Here is a 17762-nt window from a genome sequence, read left to right as displayed (position 1 = left end):
AGTCACGGAGGTGTCAGTCACATGGCAGAAGATACAAAACGCAGCATCCCGCTCCTCCCTTTAAGAGGCTTATTGGTATACCCGACAATGGTTTTACATTTAGATGTAGGCCGTGACAAGTCGGTTCAGGCTCTTGAACAGGCAATGATGCATGATCATATGATTTTTTTAGCCACTCAGCAGGATATTTCGATAGACGAACCGGGTGAAGAGGATATTTTCGCCGTCGGCACTTATACAAAAATTAAACAGATGCTGAAGCTGCCCAACGGTACGATCAGAGTGCTTGTAGAAGGAATTCAGCGGGCGCAGATCCTTGAATACACCGAGCTCGAAGATTATACTTCGGTCGATATACAGCTGATGCATGAGGATGATTCAAAAGACGTGGAAGACGAAGCGCTTATGCGGACGCTGCTGGACCATTTTGACCAGTACATAAAAATTTCTAAAAAAATCTCCGCAGAAACGTATGCGGCTGTGACTGATATTGAAGAGCCCGGCAGAATGGCGGATATCGTCGCTTCTCATCTCCCGCTGAAATTAAAGGACAAGCAGGACATTTTAGAAACGGCGGATATTAAAGAACGTCTGAATAAGGTCATCCGTTCCATTCATAATGAAAAAGAAGTGCTGGAGATTGAGAAAAAAATCGGTCAGCGCGTCAAACGTTCGATGGAACGCACTCAAAAGGAATACTACTTGCGTGAACAGATGAAAGCCATTCAGAAGGAGCTTGGCGACAAAGAAGGAAAAACCGGCGAAGTTCAGTCGCTCACGGAAAAGATAGAAGAAGCAGGCATGCCTGAGCGTGTCAAAGAAACGGCGCTTAAGGAATTAAGCCGTTACGAAAAAGTGCCGTCAAGCTCAGCGGAAAGCTCTGTTATCCGCAACTATATTGACTGGCTCATCGCCCTTCCGTGGTCGGATGAAACAGAAGATAAACTTGACATTAAAAAAGCCGGGGAAATCTTAGATAAAGAGCACCACGGCTTAGAGAAAGTGAAAGAGCGGATTTTGGAGTATTTGGCCGTGAAACAGCTGACGAAAACGCTGAAAGGGCCGATTCTTTGTCTGGCCGGACCTCCGGGAGTCGGTAAAACATCTCTTGCAAAATCAATCAGTACGAGCATGGGGCGCCGTTTTGTGAGAATTTCACTGGGCGGAGTGCGCGATGAGTCTGAAATCCGCGGGCACCGGCGTACATACGTCGGAGCGATGCCGGGCCGTATTATACAGGGGATGAAAAAAGCCGGTAAACAAAATCCCGTCTTTCTCCTGGATGAGATCGACAAAATGTCGTCTGATTTCAGAGGCGATCCGTCTTCGGCGATGCTTGAGGTGCTGGATCCGGAACAAAACAGCACATTCAGCGACCACTATATTGAAGAGACGTTCGATTTATCGAAAGTGCTGTTTATCGCGACTGCGAATAACCTTGCTTCCATACCGGGCCCTCTCAGAGACAGAATGGAGATTATCAGCCTGTCAGGCTACACTGAAAACGAAAAGCTAGAGATCGTGAAAGACCACCTGCTTCCGAAACAAATCAAAGAGCACGGGCTCACAAAGAGCAACCTGCAGATTCGGGATCAGGCGATTACGGACATCATCCGCTACTACACGAGGGAAGCCGGCGTGAGAACGCTTGAACGCCAGATTGCCGCCATTTGCCGAAAGGCTGCGAAAGCCATTGTGTCTGAGGAGAGAAAACGCATTACCGTTACAGAGAAAAATCTGGCCGACTATCTCGGAAAACGGATATTCAGATACGGACAGGCGGAAACCGAAGATCAAATCGGGGTTGTCACGGGGCTCGCGTATACGACGGTCGGCGGAGATACGCTGTCAATCGAAGTGTCATTGTCACCGGGAAAAGGAAAGCTGATTCTGACCGGGAAGCTTGGAGATGTCATGCGGGAATCAGCGCAGGCCGCTTTCAGTTATGTCCGCTCGAAAGCGGAACAGTTCGGAATCGACCCGAAATTCCATGAGAAGTATGACATTCATATTCATGTCCCTGAAGGAGCGGTGCCGAAAGACGGCCCTTCTGCCGGAATTACGATGGCCACGGCGCTCGTTTCAGCATTAACGGACCGTGCGGTAAAACGCGAAGTCGGTATGACGGGAGAAATCACGCTGCGGGGCCGCGTGCTTCCGATCGGCGGACTGAAAGAAAAGGCGCTCGGCGCGCACAGAGCGGGCCTGACTACTATTATTGCGCCTAAAGATAACGAAAAAGATATAGAGGATATTCCAGAAAGCGTCAGAGAAGGACTGAAGTTTATATTCGTTTCTCACCTGGATGACGTTTTGGAACATGCCTTAGTAGGAGAGAAGAAATGAAAGTCACAAAGTCAGAAATCGTGATCAGCGCGGTCAAACCCGAACAGTACCCTGATGGGGGGCTTCCGGAAATCGCGCTGGCGGGAAGATCAAATGTAGGAAAGTCATCTTTTATCAATTCATTAATCAATCGGAAAAACTTGGCCAGAACGTCATCAAAACCGGGGAAAACACAGACCTTAAACTTTTACATCATCAATGATGAATTGCATTTTGTGGACGTTCCCGGGTACGGATTTGCGAAAGTTTCCAAAAGCGAGCGGGAAGCATGGGGGAGAATGATTGAAACCTATATGACGACCCGCGAAGAGCTGAAAGCCTGCGTGCAGATTGTCGACCTCAGGCACGCGCCGTCTGCTGAAGACGTTAACATGTATGAATTCCTGAAGTATTACGGCATTCCCGTCATCGTTATCGCGACAAAAGCGGATAAAATTCCAAAAGGAAAATGGGACAAGCACTTAAAGGTTGTCAAACAGACGCTTGATATGGATCCTGAAGATGAGCTGATTTTATTTTCCTCTGAAACGAAAAAAGGCAAAGATGAAGCATGGGGAGCCATTAAAAAAATGATCAGCCGGTAATGAAAAACCCAAAACGCAGTGCGTTTTGGGTTTTATCGTATAGTTTTGTTCCGCTTGATAAACAATAATAAAAGGCTGATTCCGATGAAAACATACGGCCAGTATGTTTTGAAGTGTTCCGTCGGAATATGGACGGACTCCAGCCACGCCGTAATTTGTTTAAAGAAGTATAAAAAGAGGGAAAAACCAATCATGGCAACCGCTTCGTATACATATTCTTTTCTGGCTGCCGCAAATAAGGAGAATCCGAAGACGAAGAGAATCATTTCAAAATCTCCCGGCCACCATGAGAGCTCAGGTTTGGCGAAAAAGTGTAAACCTATGCCGAAAAGAAGCATGCCGATCAGGACGTGAGGCCCGGCCGCTTCCTTTTTGCCCTGATACAAGAGCACGGCGCCCAAGAGCATAAGGAGCACCGGCCATTCCCCCTGATTCGCAAACAGGTGAACCTGTCCGCTCTGAAGCCATGCGAATAATGAAGCGGCAAGCAGAAGTCCCGGTAATAAAATTGATGTTTTTTTCATCCTGTCACCTACCCGCAGTAAATGATTTTTAGTATGATGATTAAGTGGAAACGAGCTTTTTATACTATAGCATAACATTTTTGAAATCTGTTCACATTTTCCCGAAGAAACTATGTTATAATTATTATAAATAATAAATTCTATGTTAGAATGATTATAAATAAATTGCGATGTACGGGGGTGCATGAAAGCGATGCATATTCTTGTTGTGGGAGTAGATTATAAATCCGCCCCTATTGAAATACGCGAAAAAATAAGTTTTCAGCCGGATGAGCTTGCAGAAGCGATGCTCCGTTTAAAAGAAGAAAAAAGCGTTCTTGAAAACATTATCGTGTCAACCTGCAACCGCACCGAAATATATGCGGTGGTCGATCAGCTTCATACCGGCCGTTATTATATAAAAACATTTTTATCCGAATGGTTCTCGCTGCCGAAAGAAGAGCTGTCTCCGTTTCTGAAATTTTATGAGAGCGACGCGGCGATCGAGCATTTATTCCGTGTGGCGTGCGGCTTGGATTCCATGGTCATCGGAGAAACGCAAATACTCGGCCAGGTCCGCTCGAGCTTTAAAACGGCGCAGGCAGAAAAGACGATCGGCACCATTTTCAATGAGCTGTTTAAACAGGCGGTGACCGTCGGCAAACGCACGCATGCCGAAACCGATATCGGCGCCAATGCCGTTTCCGTCAGTTACGCCGCCGTTGAACTCGCGAAAAAAATCTTCGGCTCATTGTCAAATAAGCACATTTTGATTCTCGGTGCGGGAAAAATGGGCGAGCTCGCCGCAGAAAACCTGCACGGTCAGGGTATCGGCAAAGTAACGGTCATCAACAGAACGTTTTTGAAGGCAAAAGCGCTTGCTGACCGTTTCTCCGGAGAAGCGCGCAGCTTAAACCAGCTTGAACATGCACTTGCTGAAGCTGATATTTTAATCAGTTCGACAGGCGCAAGTGATTTCGTCGTGTCTAAAGAAATGATGGAGAGAGCGGGCAGACAGCGCAAAGGCCGTCCGTTATTTATGGTGGATATCGCTGTGCCGCGAGACCTCGATCCGGCACTGAACGATCTTGAAGGTGTTTTTCTGTACGATATTGATGACCTTGAAGGAATCGTTGAAGCCAACTTACAAGAACGCCGTGAAACCGCTGAAAAAGTCGAGCTGTTTATTGAAGCGGCAATTGTTGAGTTTAAGCAGTGGCTTAATACGCTCGGCGTCGTGCCGGTCATTTCGGCGCTGCGTGAAAAGGCGCTGTCCATCCAGTCCGATACGATGCAGAGCATTGAGCGCAAGCTGCCTCATCTGACGATAAGAGAGAAAAAACTTCTCAGCAAACATACGAAAAGCATCATTAACCAAATGCTGCGCGACCCGATTCTGAAAGCGAAAGAGCTTGCGGCTGAAGCGGATTCAGATGAAAAGCTGAAGCTGTTTATGCAGATATTCGATATTGAGGAAGAGGCCGGCCGCCAGCTGGACAAAAGCCTGGATAACCGCCAGACGGTTCATTCGTTTCAAAAGGCAGAAGCAAAAACGGGCTTACGTCCGCTTGTAAGTGAGTGAGGGCTGTATGATTGATACAGCAATGGCAAGACTTAATGAAGCGACAATTGTTATTTATGCAGTAAGCGTCCTTTTTTACTTTATAGATTTTCTTCAACACAACCGGAAGGCTGGGAAAATGGCCTTCTGGTTGCTTTCTATTGTCTGGACTCTGCAAACCGTCTATCTTTCTTATTTCATGTGGCAGACGGGCAGATTTCCGGTCTTGAATATTACAGAGGCCCTTTACTTTTATGCGTGGGTGCTTGTCACGCTCTCACTTGTGGTCACGCAGATTCTGCGCGTTGATTTTATCGTGTTTTTCACGAATGTCATCGGTTTCTCGATGATTGCGATCCATACGTTTTCACCGACGGATCAGCATTCGGCCGCTTTTTCCGGCCAGCTGGTCTCAGAGCTTTTGGTCATTCATATTACAATGGCGATTCTGTCTTACGGCGCTTTTTCCCTTTCTTTTGTTTTTTCGCTTCTTTATCAGTTTCAATATTCTTTATTAAAGAAGAAAAAGTGGGGAAAATGGCTGTTGAGAATTGAAGATTTGTCAAAACTTGATTATATGGCTTACGTTTTAAATGTCATCGGGGTTCCGATGCTGCTGTTGAGCCTGATATTAGGCGTGATCTGGGCGTATGTGTCGCTGGAAACGCTGTACTGGTTTGATTCAAAAGTGCTCGGTTCGTTTATTGTGCTGCTTTTATACAGCTACTATTTATATATCAGAATGATTAAGGAACTGCAGGGAAAAGTGGCGGCGTTATGGAATTCAGCATGTTTTCTCGTGCTGATGATTAATTACTTCCTGCTCGGAAGCCTGTCGCAATTCCATTGGTTCAGTTAACGCACGCGCCCAAACAGATTCGGGAGGAAAGAAAATGAGAACGATTAAGGTAGGTTCCAGACGGAGCAAACTGGCTATGACCCAGACAAAATGGGTGATTAACAAACTGAAGGAATTGAACCCTTCCTATAACTTTGAAATCCGGGAGATTGTCACAAAAGGCGACCGCATCCTCGATGTTACGCTGTCAAAAGTGGGCGGCAAAGGTTTGTTTGTCAAAGAGATTGAACAGGCGCTGCTGCATCAGGAGATTGATATGGCGGTTCACAGCATGAAAGACATGCCCGCCGTTTTGCCTGAGGGTCTTGTCATAGGCTGCATACCGAAACGTGAGGACCCGCGTGATGCGCTGATTTCAAAGGGGCATCAAAAGCTGGACGGCATAAAAGAAGGGGGCATCATCGGCACCAGCAGTTTAAGAAGAAGCGCCCAGATTCTTGCTGAACGCCCTGACCTTACAATTAAGTGGATCAGAGGCAATATCGATACGAGACTTCAAAAGCTTGAAACGGAAGATTACGATGCTATTATTTTAGCGGCTGCGGGACTTTCGAGAATGGGCTGGAAAGATGATGTCGTATCTGAATTTCTCGAACCGGACCGCTGTCTGCCTGCGGTCGGCCAAGGCGCTCTTGCCATTGAATGCAGAGAGTCGGATGAGGAGCTTTTGAAGCTGTTTGCGCAATTTACCGATGAGTATACGCAGCGCACGGTGGCAGCCGAACGGGCTTTCTTACACGCGATGGAAGGCGGCTGCCAAGTGCCGATAGCCGGGTATGCGTCCGTCAATGACCGGGATGAGGTTGAATTGGTCGGTCTTGTCGCGTCTCCGGACGGAAAGACGATTTATAAAGAAACAGCGGCAGGACATGATCCGGAAGAAATCGGGAAACGCTGTGCGGCGATGATGTCTGAAAAAGGAGCCAAAGCATTAATCGACAGTGTAAAACAGGAGCTCGATCAGGATGGTAAATGACCTTCCTTTACAAGGAAAGACCGTGCTCGTCACCCGGAACAAAAGACAGGCCGCTCCGTTCCGAAAAAAAGTGGAGGCGCTCGGCGGAACGGCTGTTTCCGCTTCGCTGATCGCTTTTCAGGAAGCGCTCCCGGATGAATGTGCGGACAGTCTCCGGGAAGACCTTTCTGAGCCGGGATGGCTTGTGTTTACAAGCGTAAACGGTGTCCGGTTCTTTTTTTCCTATCTTGATCGGCACGGTCTTGCGCTTTCGGGACGGAAAAAAATCGCAGCCGTCGGTGAAAAGACTGCGCGCGCCCTGAAAGAGCGGGGAGCCCGGACGGATGCGATGCCTGACGAGTATGTGGCGGAATGTCTGGCTGATACTTTAAAACGGCACGCATCAGCTGCCGAACCCATTTCAGTGATAAAGGGCAATTTATCACGCGATGTCATAAAAGCGGAGCTTGAGCCGCTTGGCTATCAAATAAGGGAATGGGTGTTATACAATACCATTCAGGATGAAAAAGGCATGGACGAGCTGAGACGGGCTGCATCCCGCTCTCATTTTGATTTTATTACGTTTACCAGCTCATCGGCGGTGCATACGTTTATGCACGCGGTCGGAGACGGAGAAAAAGCGTGGGAAAACAGCGGTGCGAGCTATATCAGCATCGGCCCTTTGACAGAGAAAGCGCTCTTGGAATACGGGATCTCGTCCCATGTGCCTGACATTTATACGATTGAAGGCATGCTGGACGTCATGTGCAGCATGTCGGGAAAGGATTGATAATGATGAATCAAACATTTAACAGACACCGCCGTTTGCGCGCGAATGCTGCGATGAGAGATTTAGTAAAAGAAACACGTCTTCACCCTTCAGATTTTATTTACCCGTTATTTGTCGTTGAAGGACTCGAAGGAAAAAAAGAAGTTCCTTCCATGCCGGGGGTTTATCATGTATCACTCGATTTGTTAAAGGATGAAATGGCTGAGCTGATATCGCTCGGCATTAAGTCGGTCATCGTTTTCGGCGTGCCGGAAGAAAAAGACGCCTGCGGAACCCAGGCTTTTCATGATCACGGCATTGTGCAGAAAGGGATTGCTGAAATTAAAAAGCATTATCCTGAAATGATCGTAATCGCTGATACATGCCTCTGTGAATACACGGATCACGGCCATTGCGGCGTCGTGAGAGACGGAGAAATCCTCAATGACGAGTCGCTTGAACTGCTGGCGCAGACAGCCGTCAGCCAGGCCAAAGCAGGCGCTGACATCATCGCTCCTTCAAATATGATGGACGGTTTTGTCACAGTGATCAGAGAAGCGCTCGACAAAGAAGGATTCACGAATATTCCGATCATGTCTTATGCCGTGAAATATTCAAGTGAATTTTACGGTCCGTTCCGCGACGCGGCTGACAGCACGCCGCAGTTCGGAGACCGAAAAACATATCAGATGGATCCGGCCAACCGCTTGGAAGCGCTCCGTGAGGCTGAATCAGACGCGGCAGAAGGCGCTGACTTTTTAATCGTCAAACCGTCTATGTCATACTTAGATATTATGCGTGATGTGAAAAACCGCCATCACCTGCCGCTGGTCGCATATAATGTGAGCGGGGAGTATTCCATGGTGAAAGCGGCAGCCCAAAACGGCTGGATTAAGGAAAAAGAAATGGTGCTGGAAATTTTAACGAGCATGAAACGTGCAGGAGCCGATCTGATTATGACGTATCATGCAAAAGACGCAGCAAAATGGCTTGCTGAGTAACGATTTCATTTGACGGGAGCTGAGGCAGATGAGAAGCTATGAAAAATCAAAAGCCGCTTTTAAAGAAGCGCAGAAACTGATGCCGGGCGGAGTGAACAGCCCGGTGCGCGCGTTTAAATCAGTTGATATGGACCCGATCTTTATGCAGCGCGGAAAAGGATCGAAAATTTTTGATATTGACGGCAATGAATATATCGACTACGTCCTGAGCTGGGGCCCGCTCATTTTGGGTCACACGAACGACCGGGTCGTTGAAAGCCTGAAAAAAGTAGCCGAGAACGGGACAAGTTTCGGGGCATCTACTGAGGTGGAAAACGAACTGGCCAAATTGGTCATTGACCGTGTGCCGTCTGTTGAAATCGTGCGGATGGTCAGCTCCGGCACAGAGGCGACAATGAGCGCCCTGCGTCTGGCAAGAGGATATACCGGCCGCAACAAAATTTTGAAATTCGAAGGCTGTTACCACGGCCATGGTGATTCGCTGCTGATCAAAGCGGGATCCGGAGTGGCGACACTCGGCCTGCCGGACAGCCCGGGCGTGCCGGAAGGAATAGCAATGAATACGATTACCGTTCCATACAACGACTTGGAAAGCGTTGCACTCGCATTCCGGGAGTACGGTGAAGATATTGCCGGGGTCATTGTTGAACCGGTAGCAGGCAATATGGGCGTTGTTCCGCCGCAGGAAGGCTTTTTACAAGGACTTCGCGACATTACGGAACAGTATGGCGCGCTGCTCATTTTTGACGAGGTCATGACCGGTTTTCGCGTGGATTATAACTGTGCGCAAGGGTATTTCGGCGTGACGCCTGACTTAACGTGTCTCGGCAAAGTCATCGGCGGCGGTCTTCCTGTCGGTGCGTATGGCGGAAAAGCTGACATTATGGAACGAATCGCGCCGAGCGGTCCGATCTACCAGGCGGGAACATTGTCAGGAAATCCGCTTGCCATGACAGCGGGACTTGAGACGCTACAGCAGCTCACACCTGAATCTTACCAAGAATTTGTGAAAAAAGGCGATATGCTTGAAGAAGGCATTTCAAAAGCAGCTGCAGCACATGGCATTCCGCACACGTTTAACCGGGCGGGTTCCATGATCGGCTTCTTTTTCACAAATGAGCCTGTCATTAACTATGAAGCAGCCAAATCTTCTGATTTAAAGCTGTTCGCCAAATATTATAAAGGGATGGCCGACGCAGGCGTATTTCTGCCGCCGTCTCAATTTGAAGGATTGTTTCTCTCCACTGCGCATACAATGGAGGATATTGAAAAAACCATTCAAGCCGCTGAGAAAGTGTTCCAGGCGATCAGCCGCTGATACCGAAAAGCCGATGCAAGCAAGACTTGTATCGGCTTTTTTCAATGCCTCCATTATCATATTTTTCCGGATTGCGGCATACACCTTTAGTGACATCTAATTGTATGGATTAGATGAAAGGAGGATATGAACTTGCCGCATAATCACCGATTGCAATTTTCTGTTGAAGAATCAATCTGTTTCCAAAAAGGACAGGAAGTTTCTGAATTACTTTCGATTTCATTAGACCCTGACATCAGGGTGCAGGAAGTAAATGATTATGTCTCAATTAAAGGATCATTAGAACTTACTGGCGAGTACAACATAGATCACAGCAGTCATTTTGAAGAGCTTGATAGGGAGCTGAGGCATGTAGAGGAAGTGAGGGCGAGGGAGGATGGCACGGCCGAGCTCATTCATTGTTTCCCGGTGGACATCACGATTCCGAAAAATAAAGTGAGCCACCTCAATGATGTTTTCGTATTTATCGATGCCTTTGATTATCAGCTGACGGATTCAAGGATCTTAACCATTCAAGCTGATTTGGCAATTGAAGGGCTGCTTGAGGAATCCGAGCCAAAAGAGCCGGAGATCCCTTTGTACGTGGCGCCTGAATTTGCCAGAGAAGAAATGATCAATCTTGCCGGACATTATTCTGAGGACGAAAACGAACCAGAATTAATGATACGCCATGAGCCTGAAATACCTTTGACTGTATCAGAAGAAGCAGCACAAGAAACCGAGAAGAATGAGGAAGAAACTCCGCCTTTACTCAGGCAGGAGGAAGAAGAGCATGAGACTGCCCCGGTTCTGAGGGAGCGGGAAGAAGAAGAGCAGGAGACTGCCCCGATTCTGAGGGAGCGGGAAGAAGAAGAGCAGGAGACTGCCCCGATTTTGAGGGAGCGGGAAGAAGAAGAACAGGAGACTGCCCCGATTCTGAGGGAGCGGGAAGAAGAAGAGCCGGAGACTGCCCCGATTCTGAGGGAGCGGGAAGAAGAAGAGCAGGAAGCTGCCCCGATTCTGAGGGAGCGGGAAGAAGAAGAGCATGAGACTGCCCCGATTTTGAGGGAGCGGGAAGAAGAAGAGCAGGAAGCTGCCCCGATTCTGAGGGAGCGGGAAGAAGAAGAGCCGGAGACTGCCCCGATTTTGAGGGAGCGGGAAGAAGAGCAGGAAGCAGCTGCCCCGATTCTGAGGGAGCAGGAAGAGGTGCCGAAACCTGTTTCCTTTACTGAGCCTCCTCCTCCCGTTTCCTTTCAACACGAAGAAGAGCCGGAAGAAGCTGAGGAGCCTGCAATCATGTCGGCTGTGAGGAATGAACCTGTATTTGAGGATGATTCAGCAGAAGTGCAGGAAGAGTCAAAAGATGATAACGAGCCGGTTTTCCCTGCGTTCACTCTGACTCCGCATGCGGAAAAACCAAAAATTGCGGAACAGCCCTTCCTTCAAAAAGAAGAGCAGCCAGAGGCCGAGCCGCTTCTCCGTCAGAGCGATCATGAGGCGGCAGAAGACGAAGATGAGCCTGCGGTTTTTCAAGAAGAGCAGGCGCCCGTTTATCGCGAGTTCGTTCCGGAACAGCAGGAAGAGGAGTTTTACAGCGCTCCTAAGCTGCTTGAAGAAGAGGCTCATGATGAAGAAGGGTTTGAAATTGAGGTAAGGAAGATGGCGCAGCCGGAGGAGGAAACCGGGAAGCCTCTCGATTTGTCATTTCAGTTTTCCAAACTGCAGCCTGAGGAGCCGGCGCAAGCTGAACCGCCTGAGCCGCTTAAGTCTGAAAGAAAGAATGAAGAAGCGGCACCGGGAACCGAGCAGAAGGAAAATGACAACTCTCATTACTTGACAAAATTATTTACAAGGGAAGAAGAAAAGTTTTCAAGAATGAAAATTTGTATCGTACAGCAGCAAGATACTATCGACCGGGTGTGTGAACGATATGACATAACATCCCAGCAGCTCATCAGAACGAATGCTTTATCGTTTGATGACGAGCTTGAAGAAGGTCAGCTTCTGTATATACCTGAATATAATAACAGCCATGCGTAAGCACAAAGAGGCCGTAAAAATGTGGTGAATGGAATGGAAGCAGTCCAATCAGTGCTTCAGGAATACGGGCTGGCGGCAGAGTATATTGAGCCTGTCAGCCCGCATGTTTGGAAGGTCTACTCAAACTACGGCATTTTTGCTTTGAAACAGCTCAAGCCGGCCCGCAGCAGTGAATTTACGGATCTTATGATTGAGATTGAGGAGAAAGGCTACCGTTCGTTTGTGCCGATCTGCCGCACGTATGCCGGCGATTTTTTTGCGGGAAGACAGACGGAGAATTCTTATTATTTAATGCCTTGGCTTCAGTACGATCAGGAAGAAGAACGGGATCAAAAACATGTTTACCTTTTTAAAGAGGTCGCGAAGCTCCACTCCGCGACTGTGCGGGACATCCAAATCCGGACTGAAGATATCAGCGGCTTTTATGAAGCAACGAAAAGAGATTGGGAAAATGATAAGCTTGTCTATGAACAATTCGCCGACCGGGCGGAAAAAGAGTGGTACCTTTCACCTTTTGAACTGCAGGCTGTTACGTATCTTACAGAAACGGTTTCCGCCGTCAATTTTGCTCTGGAACGTCTGGAAGAATGGTTTGAGGCGGCAAAGGATCATGACAAGACGAGAGCGGTGATCAACCACGGCAGCTTATCGAGCCGCCACTTTCTGTATAATGATGCGGGATCGGGCTTTTTCACGAATTTCGAGAAAGCTGCGCTGGGCCCTCCGCAAAACGACCTGCTTGGCTTTTACTCCAGAATGTTCAGAAGCTATCCGAAAGCATGCCCGGAGTGTCTGGACTGGTTTTATACGTATCACAAATCATTCCCGCTCCGTGAAGCGGAAATCAGCCTGTTTCTCAGCTATATGGCTTATCCGTCCGCTATGTACAAAGTGCTGAAACGGTATCAGACCGGCCAAAGGGGCTCTGAAAAAGAAGAGTGTACGCAATTATTAAGAGCGTTTTGGCAGATGAAAAATGTTGAGCCTTTTCTCATGAAGGTTCATCAGATTGAGCGGGAGAAAAAAATAAAAGCGGAAAACGAGTCCTCTTCATAACGGGACTCGTTTTTTTATATCCATTCCAAATGCAGGGCGCACGCTAAAAACAGCAGGATGGCAAGCAGCAGGACATCAAAAGTCGTCGGAAAGAAAATCGTCCTGATCCCCTGAAAGATCGTAATCGGGATTATGACTTGCGCGGATACAAGGCGGACCTGTCTGGCCCACTGGGGGAGCGAATAAGAATTGAATTTTTTTCTCACGGGCAATTCCTCCTCACATTCGCCTTTCTTTGTATCGTATGTAAGGGAAAGGGCGGGGTGCATGCCCATTTATGTATGACGGCAGCGGTTTTTGGAAAAGATGATTGACGAATCAAAAACACTTTTACTATAATAAAGAACATAATAAATAAGATCATGAGCTGATATAAATACACCTGCTTTGAACGGGAAGAGTACAAGAAAGACGCATGAAGAGAGAGAAGCTACTGTGCTGAAAGGCTTCTTATGCCGTCTCATTGGAAGGTCGCCCGGGAGCATAATTTCTTGAACATACAGTAGAGAAATTCGGGCCGCACCCGTTATCCGTTTAAGTGCATGAACAAATCTGTTCATGAAAAAAGGTGGTACCGCGAAAGAGCTTTTCGTCCTTTATCAGGATGAAGGCTCTTTTTTAGTTGCTCAGCCATTTCTAAACATGCTGGAGGGTTATCATGGATACAAACGAACAAACAATGCCGACAAAATATGATCCGTCTGCGATTGAAAAAGGCCGCTATGATTTTTGGCTGAAAGGAAAATATTTTGAAGCGGGCGGCGATCAAACGAAACAGCCGTATTCTGTCGTCATTCCGCCGCCGAACGTGACGGGCAGGCTGCACCTCGGACATGCGTGGGATACGACGCTGCAAGATATCGTTACGCGTATGAAACGCATGCAGGGCTATGACGTGCTCTGGCTTCCGGGCATGGATCACGCCGGCATCGCCACTCAGGCAAAAGTCGAAGCGAAACTCCGCGAACAGGGCACAAGCCGTTATGACCTCGGCCGTGAAAAGTTTTTAGAAGAAACGTGGAAGTGGAAAGAAGAGTATGCTGATTTCATCCGCAGCCAATGGGCCAAGATGGGACTCGGACTCGATTATTCGCGCGAACGTTTCACTCTTGATGAAGGGCTGAACAAAGCCGTGCGGGAAGTATTCGTCAAGTTGTACGAGAAAGGCTTGATTTACAGAGGCGAATATATCATCAACTGGGACCCTGCCACAAAAACGGCTTTATCCGATATTGAAGTGATTTACAAAGACGTACAGGGCGCGTTTTATCATTTGCGCTATCCGTTAGCAGACGGTTCAGGCTCAATTGAAATCGCGACCACCCGTCCGGAAACGATGCTTGGCGACACGGCTGTCGCGGTTCATCCTGAAGATGAGCGCTACAAGCACTTAATCGGCAAAACGGTGATTCTGCCGATTACAAACCGCGAAATTCCGATCGTCGGCGATGATTATGTTGATATGGAATTCGGATCAGGCGCCGTTAAAATCACGCCTGCCCATGACCCGAATGACTTTGAACTCGGAAACCGCCACAATTTAGAGCGGATTCTCGTCATGAATGAAGACGGAACAATGAATGAAAAAGCGCTGCAATATAACGGCATGGACCGGTTTGAATGCCGCAAAAAACTCGTCAAAGATCTTCAGGAATCCGGCGTTCTCTTTAAAATCGAAGACCATATGCATTCTGTCGGCCACAGTGAGAGAAGCGGCGCCGTTGTTGAGCCGTACCTGTCCACACAATGGTTTGTCAAAATGCAGCCGCTGGCCGATGCTGCGGTTGACCTTCAGTCAAAAGAAGAGAAAGTTCACTTCGTTCCTGACCGGTTCGAGAAAACGTACCTGCACTGGATGGAAAATATCCGTGATTGGTGTATTTCCCGTCAGCTATGGTGGGGCCACCGCATCCCGGCTTGGTATCATAAAGAAACAAAAGAAGTGTACGTCGGCCTTGAGGCGCCTGAGGACAGTGAAAATTGGGAACAGGATTCAGACGTGCTTGATACATGGTTCAGCTCCGCGCTTTGGCCGTTTTCTACAATGGGCTGGCCTGATGAAAACGCTGAAGACTTTAAGCGGTATTACTCAACCGATGTTCTTGTAACGGGATATGACATCATTTTCTTCTGGGTATCCCGGATGATTTTCCAAGGTCTTGAGTTTACCGGCGAGCGTCCGTTCAAAGACGTGCTGATTCACGGCTTAATCCGTGACGAGCAGGGCAGAAAAATGAGTAAATCCCTTGGGAACGGCGTGGACCCGATGGATGTCATCGACAAGTACGGAGCGGATTCCCTGCGCTATTTCCTGGCAACCGGAAGTTCACCGGGACAGGATCTCCGTTTCAGCTATGAAAAAGTGGAATCCACATGGAATTTCGCAAATAAAATTTGGAACGCCTCCCGTTTTGCATTAATGAACATGGACGGCATGACGTATGACGAGCTTGATCTGTCCGGTGAAAAATCAGTTGCTGATAAGTGGATCCTCACAAGACTGAATGAAACGATAGAAGACGTAACACAGCTTGCGGATCGTTATGAATTCGGTGAAGTCGGACGCCACCTGTACAACTTTATCTGGGACGATGTGTGCGACTGGTATATCGAAATGGCGAAGCTTCCGCTGTACGGGGAAGATGAAGCGGCGAAGAAAACAACCCGTTCTGTTCTGGCATACGTGCTTGACCAGACGATGCGTCTTCTTCACCCGTTTATGCCATTCTTAACGGAGGAAATCTGGCAGCACCTTCCTCATGAAGGCGAGTCAATCACGATCAGCTCTTGGCCGGTTCCGGTGCCGGAACATACGGATAAAGAGGCAGCGGCGGATATGAAACTGCTCGTCGAATTAATCCGTTCTGTCCGCAATATCCGGAGCGAAGTCAACACGCCGATGAGCAAGCAGGTTGAGCTTTACATTAAAACATCTACGGAAGACATTGCCGGCCGCCTTGAGAAGAACCGTTCTTACGTTGAACGCTTTACGAATCCGAGCACGCTGAAAATCGGGACGGATATCACTGCGGCAGACAAAGCGATGACAGCGGTCGTCACCGGAGCGGAAGTCATTCTGCCGCTTGAAGGGCTGATTAACATTGATGAGGAGATCGCCCGTCTGCAAAAAGAATTCGACAAGCTGACAAAAGAAGTCGAACGCGTTCAGAAAAAACTCGGCAACGAAGGATTCATTAAAAAAGCTCCTGAACATGTCATTGAAGAAGAACGCGGAAAAGAGAAAGACTACACGGCAAAACGCGAAGCTGTCCGGCAGCGGATTGCAGAGCTGAAAGGCTGATAAAACAGCGGGGCGGTTTCCTAAGAAACCGCCTTGTCGTATAAAAGAGGGGATTTCATTGTTTAATACGTACAAAGAAGCGATCAGCTGGATTCACGGCAGACTCAAGTTCGGCGTTAAGCCGGGCCTTCTCCGTATGGAAAAGCTGATGGAAAAACTGGAACACCCGGAAAAGAACATTCGCGCCATTCATGTGGCGGGCACAAACGGCAAAGGATCGACCGTCGCTTTTATCCGTTCCGTGCTTCAAGAAGCCGGTTATACGGTCGGCACGTTCACATCGCCTTACATTATTACGTTTAATGAGCGTATCAGCGTCAACGGCACGCCGATTTCTGATGAGGAATGGAGAACGCTCGTTAATGACATAAAACCGATAGTCGATGAGCTTGATAAGACCGATGCCGGAACGGTGACAGAATTTGAAATCATTACAGCGTGTGCATTTTTATATTTTGCGAAGCGGGCTGATATCGATTTTGTCATTTTTGAAGCGGGGCTGGGCGGCACATTTGATTCAACCAATATTGTGAAACCGCTTCTGTCGGTCATTACAAGTATCGGACATGACCATATGGCGATCCTAGGCAATACCATCGAGGAGATCGCCGGGCAGAAAGCCGGTATCATTAAAAATTCCATTCCGGTCATTACGGGCGTCAATCAGCCGGAAGCACTCGGCGTTATTGAAGCGGAAGCCGAAAAAAAGCAGGCTCCGTATCAGTCACTATATAAAACGTGCAGACTGTTTAATGAAGCGGCGCTTCCGTCCGGTGAAAGCTTTTCGCTGGAAACGGAAACGAAATGCTATGAAAACATTCAAACGTCGCTGATCGGCATTCACCAAAGGCAGAATGCGGCATTGGCGATATTGGCCGCTGAATGGATGAATCGTCTGGGAGCCGCAGTCATTTCTGAAGAAGCAATGCGAAACGGTCTGGAAAAAGCTTCATGGCCGGGCCGGTTTGAACGTCTTCAAAGCCGCCCTTTAGTGTTTGCGGACGGCGCGCATAACGAAGAGGGCGTTGAAACGCTGACAGAAACGATCAGGCAGCGCTTTTCCGATAAAAACGTTCATGTCGTATTCAGCGCATTAAAAGACAAACCGTATCAGGAAATGATTAAAAAGCTTGAAACCGAAGCGGACTCTATTCACTTTGTATCATTTGACTTTCCGCGTGCTTCAAGCGCCGAAGCCCTTTACAATGCAAGCAGTCTTGCGGCTAAGAGCTTCGATGAGAACCCGGACAGTGTGAAAGAATGGATAGAACAAAAAGACGGGGCGGATGATGTCATCATCATTACCGGCTCCTTATATTTTATTTCAGAAATGAGAAAGCGGCTTATCTGACAGCCCCTCGGATGCCCGGCAGACCCTTTTCCGGTTTTGCCGGGTGTTTTTATGCTGAAAATATATTTTCAGCCATTTCAGTCATGGTGTTTTTCTTTGCTATAATCTGAGCCAGATTGATAGTAAAGGTGTGGTCTGA

General features: G+C 48.0%; 14 protein-coding genes and 1 other annotated feature. Of the genes, 12 read left to right on the top strand and 2 right to left on the bottom strand.

What is annotated here, in order from left to right; translation table 11 throughout:
- The first annotated feature begins 21 nt into the window (after positions 1–21).
- On the top strand, positions 22–2346 hold the full coding sequence (gene lon, locus RUW00_RS16865; protein ID WP_007612896.1) for an endopeptidase La: 2325 nt from the start codon (positions 22–24) through the stop codon (positions 2344–2346).
- Entirely contained in the window at positions 2343–2930 is a 588-nt protein-coding gene (yihA, locus tag RUW00_RS16860; protein ID WP_003152626.1) for a ribosome biogenesis GTP-binding protein YihA/YsxC, read from the top strand. The genes lon and yihA overlap by 4 nt, the downstream gene beginning before the upstream one ends.
- Positions 2931–2962: 32 nt before the next feature.
- Here the strand turns inward: yihA and RUW00_RS16855 are convergent, their stop codons facing one another.
- On the bottom strand, positions 2963–3454 hold the full coding sequence (locus RUW00_RS16855; protein ID WP_015240316.1) for a hypothetical protein: 492 nt from the start codon (positions 3452–3454) through the stop codon (positions 2963–2965).
- Between the two features lie 193 nt (positions 3455–3647).
- Here RUW00_RS16855 and hemA point away from each other — a divergent pair, with 193 nt between their 5' ends.
- The 8 genes from hemA to ysxE all read left to right on the top strand — a co-directional run bounded on the left by hemA (position 3648) and on the right by ysxE (position 12971).
- Positions 3648–5015 carry a glutamyl-tRNA reductase gene (hemA, locus tag RUW00_RS16850; protein ID WP_280145449.1) on the top strand — a complete coding sequence of 456 codons (1368 nt, stop codon included), beginning with the start codon at positions 3648–3650 and terminating at the stop codon, positions 5013–5015.
- A gap of 7 nt (positions 5016–5022) precedes the next feature.
- Positions 5023–5853 carry a cytochrome c biogenesis protein gene (locus RUW00_RS16845; protein ID WP_007408154.1) on the top strand — a complete coding sequence of 277 codons (831 nt, stop codon included), beginning with the start codon at positions 5023–5025 and terminating at the stop codon, positions 5851–5853.
- A gap of 34 nt (positions 5854–5887) precedes the next feature.
- Entirely contained in the window at positions 5888–6829 is a 942-nt protein-coding gene (hemC, locus tag RUW00_RS16840; RefSeq protein WP_012118114.1) for a hydroxymethylbilane synthase, read from the top strand.
- A complete protein-coding gene (locus RUW00_RS16835) occupies positions 6819–7598 on the top strand; it encodes a uroporphyrinogen-III synthase (protein WP_280145356.1) in 780 nt (259 codons plus the stop codon). Before hemC ends, RUW00_RS16835 begins: the two co-directional genes overlap by 11 nt.
- 5 nt (positions 7599–7603) lie before the next feature.
- On the top strand, positions 7604–8578 hold the full coding sequence (gene hemB, locus RUW00_RS16830) for a porphobilinogen synthase (RefSeq protein ID WP_029326045.1): 975 nt from the start codon (positions 7604–7606) through the stop codon (positions 8576–8578).
- 28 nt (positions 8579–8606) lie between these two features.
- Complete coding sequence (gene hemL, locus RUW00_RS16825; protein WP_014418553.1) at positions 8607–9896, top strand: glutamate-1-semialdehyde 2,1-aminomutase; 1290 nt, start codon at positions 8607–8609, stop codon at positions 9894–9896.
- 132 nt (positions 9897–10028) lie between these two features.
- Complete coding sequence (locus tag RUW00_RS16820) at positions 10029–11915, top strand: LysM peptidoglycan-binding domain-containing protein (protein ID WP_280145355.1); 1887 nt, start codon at positions 10029–10031, stop codon at positions 11913–11915.
- A gap of 33 nt (positions 11916–11948) precedes the next feature.
- Complete coding sequence (gene ysxE / locus RUW00_RS16815) at positions 11949–12971, top strand: spore coat protein YsxE (protein ID WP_029973368.1); 1023 nt, start codon at positions 11949–11951, stop codon at positions 12969–12971.
- Positions 12972–12985: 14 nt separating this feature from the next.
- On the opposite strand, the gene RUW00_RS16810 is transcribed toward ysxE, so the two are convergent.
- On the bottom strand, positions 12986–13177 hold the full coding sequence (locus RUW00_RS16810) for a hypothetical protein (protein WP_007612879.1): 192 nt from the start codon (positions 13175–13177) through the stop codon (positions 12986–12988).
- Positions 13178–13349: 172 nt separating this feature from the next.
- Positions 13350–13571 (top strand) — a binding site (T-box leader).
- Positions 13572–13629: 58 nt separating this feature from the next.
- Between RUW00_RS16810 and RUW00_RS16805 the strand changes: the two genes are divergently transcribed.
- The gene (locus RUW00_RS16805; protein WP_014418550.1) at positions 13630–16272 is read left to right on the top strand and encodes a valine--tRNA ligase; all 2643 of its coding nucleotides are present in this window, start codon (positions 13630–13632) and stop codon (positions 16270–16272) included.
- Positions 16273–16330: 58 nt separating this feature from the next.
- Positions 16331–17623: a bifunctional folylpolyglutamate synthase/dihydrofolate synthase gene (locus tag RUW00_RS16800; protein ID WP_014418549.1), complete on the top strand. Its 1293-nt coding sequence runs from the start codon at positions 16331–16333 to the stop codon at positions 17621–17623.
- Positions 17624–17762 lie beyond the last annotated feature (139 nt).

It is taken from the genome of Bacillus sp. IS1, assembly GCF_032461585.1.
GTDB classification, from domain to species: domain Bacteria; phylum Bacillota; class Bacilli; order Bacillales; family Bacillaceae; genus Bacillus; species Bacillus velezensis.
The sequence above is the reverse complement of the archived record's forward strand: the minus strand, read 5'-3'. Positions and strand labels throughout refer to the sequence as shown.